Origin of the sequence: Paenibacillus elgii NBRC 100335 (genome assembly GCF_004000865.1) — a bacterium.
GTDB lineage: Bacteria > Bacillota > Bacilli > Paenibacillales > NBRC-103111 > Paenibacillus_G > Paenibacillus_G elgii.
The window spans coordinates 1-6297 of sequence record NZ_BIMB01000103.1 but is presented as its reverse complement, the minus strand read 5'-3'; the positions used below and the strand labels follow the sequence as shown (position 1 = coordinate 6297).

1 protein-coding gene is annotated in these 6297 nt (G+C 60.2%); it reads left to right on the top strand.

Annotation, left to right across the window (positions count from 1 at the left end; translation table 11 throughout):
* A partial coding sequence (locus tag PEL01S_RS33785; RefSeq protein WP_127463304.1) for a non-ribosomal peptide synthetase occupies window positions 1-6297 on the top strand: 6297 nt, incomplete at both ends.

Sequence of the window (6297 nt, the reverse complement as noted above, 5' to 3'; positions counted from 1 at the left end):
GACGGTATGGCAGGCCGTGCTGGGCGTAGAAAAGGTCGGCATCCTGGACAACTTCTTCGAACTGGGCGGCGATTCGATCAAAGCGCTGCAGGTGGCTTCGCGCTTGCTGCAAGCCGGCTACAAGCTGGACATGAAGGACTTGTTCGCCTACCCGACTGTGGCCGACCTGAGCCGCCGCGTCCGGTCTGCGACCCGCATGGCGGATCAAAGCGAAGTCGTCGGAGAAATGCAGCTGACGCCGGTTCAGCTCTGGTTCTTTGAGCAGAAGTTGGCCGACGCGCACCATCATAACCAGTCGGTTATGCTGTACCGCAAGGAAGGCTTCGACGAAGCGGCGCTGCGCGTGACGATGAAGAAGATCGCCGAGCATCACGACGCGCTGCGCACGGTGTTCCGGGCAACCGGCGGCGGCTGTGCCGCTTGGAGCCGGGGGACCGACGAAGGCGAGCTTTTCAGCCTCGAAGTGTCGGATTTCAGCGGCGCGGCGAATGTCGCGGCAGCCGTGGAAGCGAAAGCGAACGAAATTCAAAGCAGCATCGACCTTGGTAACGGGCCGCTCATGAAGCTCGGGCTGTTCCGCTGCCCGGACGGCGACCACCTGCTGATTGCGATCCACCATTTGGTGGTCGACGGGGTATCGTGGCGCATTTTGTTCGAGGACATCGCGACCGGGTACGAGCAGGCTGTCCGCGGAGAAGCGATCCGATTCCCGAACAAAACGGATTCGTTCCGGGCGTGGGCGGAGCAGCTGGCGCTCTATGCGAACGGACCGGTGATGGAACGCGAACGGGCATATTGGCAGCCAATCGAACGGGCCAACTATCGTCCGCTGCCGAAAGATTTCGCCGGCTCGCAATCGCTCAATCGGGACAGCGAGACCGCCACGGCCGCCTGGACGCCGCAGGAAACGGAGCTGCTGCTGAAGAAAGCTCACCGCGCCTATGGCACGGAAATGAACGACCTGCTGCTAACGGCGCTCGGCATGGCTGTACACGAATGGAGCGGCATCGAGCAGGTGCTGGTGAATCTGGAAGGCCATGGCCGCGAGGCCATTCTTCCCGAGCTTGACATCACGCGTACCGTTGGCTGGTTTACAAGCCAGTTCCCTGTCGTGCTCGACATGGGTCAAGGCATGAACGTAGTGCAGCGGATCAAGCGGGTCAAGGAAGGGTTGCACCGCATCCCGCAAAAAGGAGTCGGCTACGGCATCCTGAGATACTTGTCGGCGCGGAAGGAAGACGAGGTCTTCGTCACCGAGCCGGAAATCAGCTTTAACTATTTGGGGCAGTTCGATCAGGACGTGCAAAGCAGCGCCATCGGGATATCGCCTTACTCGGCGGGCGCAGAGCTCAGCCAAAACGCGGCCAAGCAATACGCGCTCGACATCAACGGTCTCGTTTCGGAAGGCGCACTGCAGCTGACGATCCGCTACAGCGGCAAGGAGTACCGCCGGGAAACGATGGAGCGGCTGGCCGGGCTGCTGGAGGAAAGTCTGCGGACCATCATCGCCCACTGTGCGGCGAAGGAACGGCCGGAGCTGACGCCAAGCGACGTCCTGCTCAAGGGATTGACCATCGAGGAGCTGGAACAGCTTGCGGAACGCACTCAAGCGATCGGAGAGCTGGAGAACGTCTATGCGCTCACGCCGATGCAAAAAGGTATGCTGTTCCACAGCCTGTTAGACGCACAATCGGGAGCTTACTTCGAGCAAACGACGTTTGAACTGCGCGGACGCTTGGATGTAGGGATCTTTGAGAACAGCTTGAATCTGCTGCTGCAAAGACATGAAATTTTCCGGACGAACTTCCTCATTGGATGGAAGGACCAGCCGGTGCAGGTCGTCTTCCGCAGCAAAGAGAACGGGTTCGCCTATATGGATCTGTGCGACATGAACGAGACCGAACGCGCCGCTTACCTCGATGCGTTTATTCGCGAGGACCGGGTCCGAGGGTTCGACCTGGAAAAAGATCCGCTGATGCGCGTGTCGGTTCTGCGTACGGGTGAAGAGACGTACCGGTTTGTGTGGAGTTCGCACCATATTTTGATGGATGGCTGGTGCGTGGCACTGATGACCAGCGAAGTGTTCGAAAGCTACTTCGCGCTCATGCAGCATAAGCAGCCCGAGCTGACTCACGTCACGCCGTACAGTCAGTACATCGAATGGCTGGAAGCGCAGGATGCGGAAGAAGCCGCGCGTTATTGGAGCGGCTATCTGGCCGGCTACGAGCAGCAAACGCTGCTGCCGACCGGCAAGCCGCAGGTTAAGACCGAAGGGCAGCAGTTCGAGACGTTGTTCTGCGACCTCGGCAAGCCGTTAACCGGCAAGATCGATCAGCTTGCCAAGCAGCATCGGGTAACGCTTCATACGCTGCTGCAAACCGTATGGGGACTGCTGCTTCATAAATACAACGGCAGCCAGGATGCCGTGTTCGGCAGCGTCGTATCGGGACGTCCGGCGGAAATTCCGGGCATCGAGAACATGATCGGCTTGTTCATCAATACGATTCCGGTGCGCGTCCGCTGCGAGGCGGAAGAGCGGTTCGCGGACGTCATGCGAAGAGGTCAGGAGCAGGCGATTGCTTCCCAAGCTTACGAAACGTATCCGCTCTACGAGATTCAGGCACTGACGGAGCAGAAGCAGGATCTGGTCAACCATATTATGGTCTTTGAAAACTATCCTGTGGAAGAACGGGTGGAACAGCTCGGGAACGCCGAGCGCGACCAATTCGAGATCGTCGACGCGCAAATGGTCGAGCAGACGAACTATGACTTCAACCTGCTGGTCATGCCGGGCGAAGCGGTCAAGCTTCGTTTTGAATACAACGCGCTTGTGTACGACCGGGCGAGCATCGAACGGATGCAGTATCATTTCATCCATGTGCTGGAGCAGATCGCGGCCAATCCGCAAATTCGCGTCAGCGAGCTGGGAGTGGTGACGCCGCAGGAGAAAGCGCAGATCGTCGACGTGTTCAACGCGACGGCGGCGGACTATCCACGGGAGCAGACGATTCACGGCTTGATCGAAGCGCAGGCGGAGCGGACGCCGGATCATACCGCCGTCTACTTCGAAGGCGAGCGGCTGACGTACCGCGAGCTGAACGAGCGGGCGAACCGGCTGGCGCGTACGCTGCGGGACCGCGGCGTAACAAAGGACCGCCTCGTCGGGCTGATGACCGAACGATCACTGGATCTGATTGTCGGCATCGTCGGCATTCTGAAAGCCGGGGGCGCATATGTGCCGATCGATCCGGAATATCCGGAGGAGCGCATCCGCTATATGCTGGACGATTCGGGCGCGGAGCTGCTTCTGCTGCAAAGCGGGCTTCGGGATCGCGTCGCGTTCGCGGGGAGCGTTGTGGAGCTGGATGCGGCGGACGCGTACAGCGAAGACGGCTCGAACTTGGCGCCGGTGTCGGGACCGGACGATTTGGCTTATGTCATCTATACGTCGGGAACGACGGGCAAGCCGAAAGGGGTCATGGTCGAGCACCACGGATTGTGCAACCTGAAAACGTATTTCGACCATACGTTGCATATCGGGCCGAACGACAAAGTCGTACAGTTCGCGAGCTATTCGTTCGACGCCGCTTGCTGGGAGTTTTTCCAAGCGTTGTTCTGCGGAGCCACATTATATATCCCGACGTCGCAGACGATCCTGAACTACGAATGGTTTGAGAAGTATATGGCTGGGCACGGCATTACCGTGGCGACACTGCCGCCGACCTATGCGGTCTATCTCGATCCCGATCATATGCCGGACCTGCGCATTCTGTTCACGGCCGGTTCCGCTTCTTCGGCGGAATTGGTGCAAAAATGGAAAGATCGGGTGATGTACTATAACGGCTACGGCCCGACGGAGAACTCCGTAGCGACGACCGTATGGCCGGTGTCCGCTGATCCGACGGCGGACGTGATAATCTCGATCGGCCGTCCGATTCCGAACCACCGCGTCTATATGGTCGACCCGCACGGGCATTTGTTGCCGATCGGCGTAGCCGGAGAGCTGTGCGTCTCGGGAGCGGGTCTTGCCCGGGGTTACCTGCACCGGCCGGAGCTCACGGCGGAGAAGTTCGTCATGAGCCGGTTCGCGGAAGGCGAGCGGATGTACCGGACCGGGGACTTGGCACGATGGATGCCGGATGGCAACATCGAATATTTGGGCCGGATCGACCATCAGGTCAAAATCCGTGGTTACCGGATCGAGCTGGGCGAGGTAGAGGCGCAGATTTTGAAGGTCGCATCCGCCGTCCAAGAAACGATCGTGATCGCGCGGGAAGATGCCTCCGGGCAAAACCAACTGTGCGCGTACTTCGTAGCGGACCGCGAGGTGGCGGTAAGCGAGCTGAGAAGCGCGCTGGCGGCGGAGCTGCCGAATTACATGGTGCCGTCGTACTTCATACAGCTGGAGCAAATGCCGCTGACGCCGAACGGCAAAATCGACCGCAAGGCGCTGCCGGCGCCGGAAGGAAGCGTGCAGACGGGCGTGGACTACGTCGCGCCGCGGACGTGGGTGGAAGCGAAGCTGGTACAGATCTGGCAGGAGGTGCTGGGCACCGCGCATGTCGGGGTGAAGGAAAACTTCTTCGACATCGGAGGACATTCGCTGCGGGCGACGACGCTGGCTTCGAAGATTCATAAAGAGCTGAACAAGCAGCTGCCGCTGCGCAGCATCTTCGAATATCCCACGGTCGAGCAGTTGGCGCGTGCGATCGAAGAGATGGAGCAAGTGGCATATGCGTCCATCCCGGTAACGGCCGAAAGCGAGTATTACCCGGCGTCGTCTGCACAGAAGCGGCTGTACGTGCTGAACCAACTGGAAGGCGAGGCACTCAGCTACAACATGCCGTCGGTGCTGACGGTGGAAGGACCGCTTGACCGCGGGCAGGTGGAAGCAGCGTTCCGCGGGCTGATTGCGCGTCACGAAACGCTACGGACCGGCTTTAAGCTGATTGACGGCGAGCCGGTGCAGCAAGTACGGGCTGCCGAAGAGGTGCCGTTCTGCTTGGAGGTTGCGCGGGCGAACGAGGAGGAAGCGGAAGCGCATATCCGCCGCTTCGTGCGGCCGTTCGATCTGGAGCAGGCGCCGCTGCTGCGTGCAGGCTTGATCGAGCTTGGTCCGGACCGTCATCTGCTGATGCTGGATATGCATCACATCATCTCCGACGGCGTGTCGATGGGCGTACTGACCGATGAATTCGTGCGGCTGTACGGAGGCGAGGAGTTGCCGCCGCTGCGGATTCAGTACAAGGATTACGCAGCTTGGCAGCAGGCGGACGTGCACGGCGAATGGATGAAGCGTCAGGAAGCGTACTGGTTGGACGTGTTCCGCGGGGAGCTCCCGGTGCTGGATCTGCCAACGGATTATCCGAGACCGGCGGTGCGCAGCTTCGAGGGCGATACGGTGACGTTCACGCTCGGCCAAGCCGGAAGCGAGAAGCTTCACCAACTGGCGGCACAAACCGGCTCGACGCTATACATGGTACTGCTGGCGGCTTACATGACGCTGCTGCACAAATATAGCGGGCAGGAAGACGTCGTCGTGGGTACGCCGATTGCAGGCCGTCCGCATGCGGATCTGGAGCCGGTGATCGGGATGTTCGTGAACACGCTGGCACTGCGGAGCTATCCGGCGGGCGAAAAGACGTTCCTCGGGTACTTGCAGGAAATCAAGGAGCATGCGCTCAAGGCGTACGAGCACCAGGATTATCCGTTCGAGGAACTGGTCGAGAAGCTGCAGGTGAAGCGGGACATGAGCCGCAGTCCGCTGTTCGACACGATGTTCGTACTGCAAAATACCGAAGAAGGCGAGCTGGGCATCGAAGGCTTGACGTTCAAGCCGTACCCGAGCGGACATGACGCGGTGAAGTTCGACTTGACGCTCAATGCCGCCGAAGCGGAGGATGAGCTGCAGTTCAGCCTCCGGTATGCCGGCGCGCTGTACAAGCGCGAAACGGTCGAACGGATGGCGGGTCACTTCGTCCGCTTGCTGGGAGCCATTGCGGACAGCCCGCAGGCGAAGCTGGCGGAGCTGGAAATGATCACGCCGGAAGAAGCTGCCCAGCTTCAGACGGAGTTTAACGCTACGGCGGATGACCGTTATCCGCAAAATAAGCCGCTGTACGCGGTCTTCGAGGAGCAGGTCGAGCGGACGCCGGACCGGATAGCCGTGGTGTTCGAGGGTGAGCAACTGACCTACGGCGAGCTGAACGAGCGGGCGAACCGTGTGGCTCGCGTGCTGCGGGCGCATGGAGTGACGGCGGATCAGCCGGTGGCGATGCTGGTGGAGCGGTCGCCGGA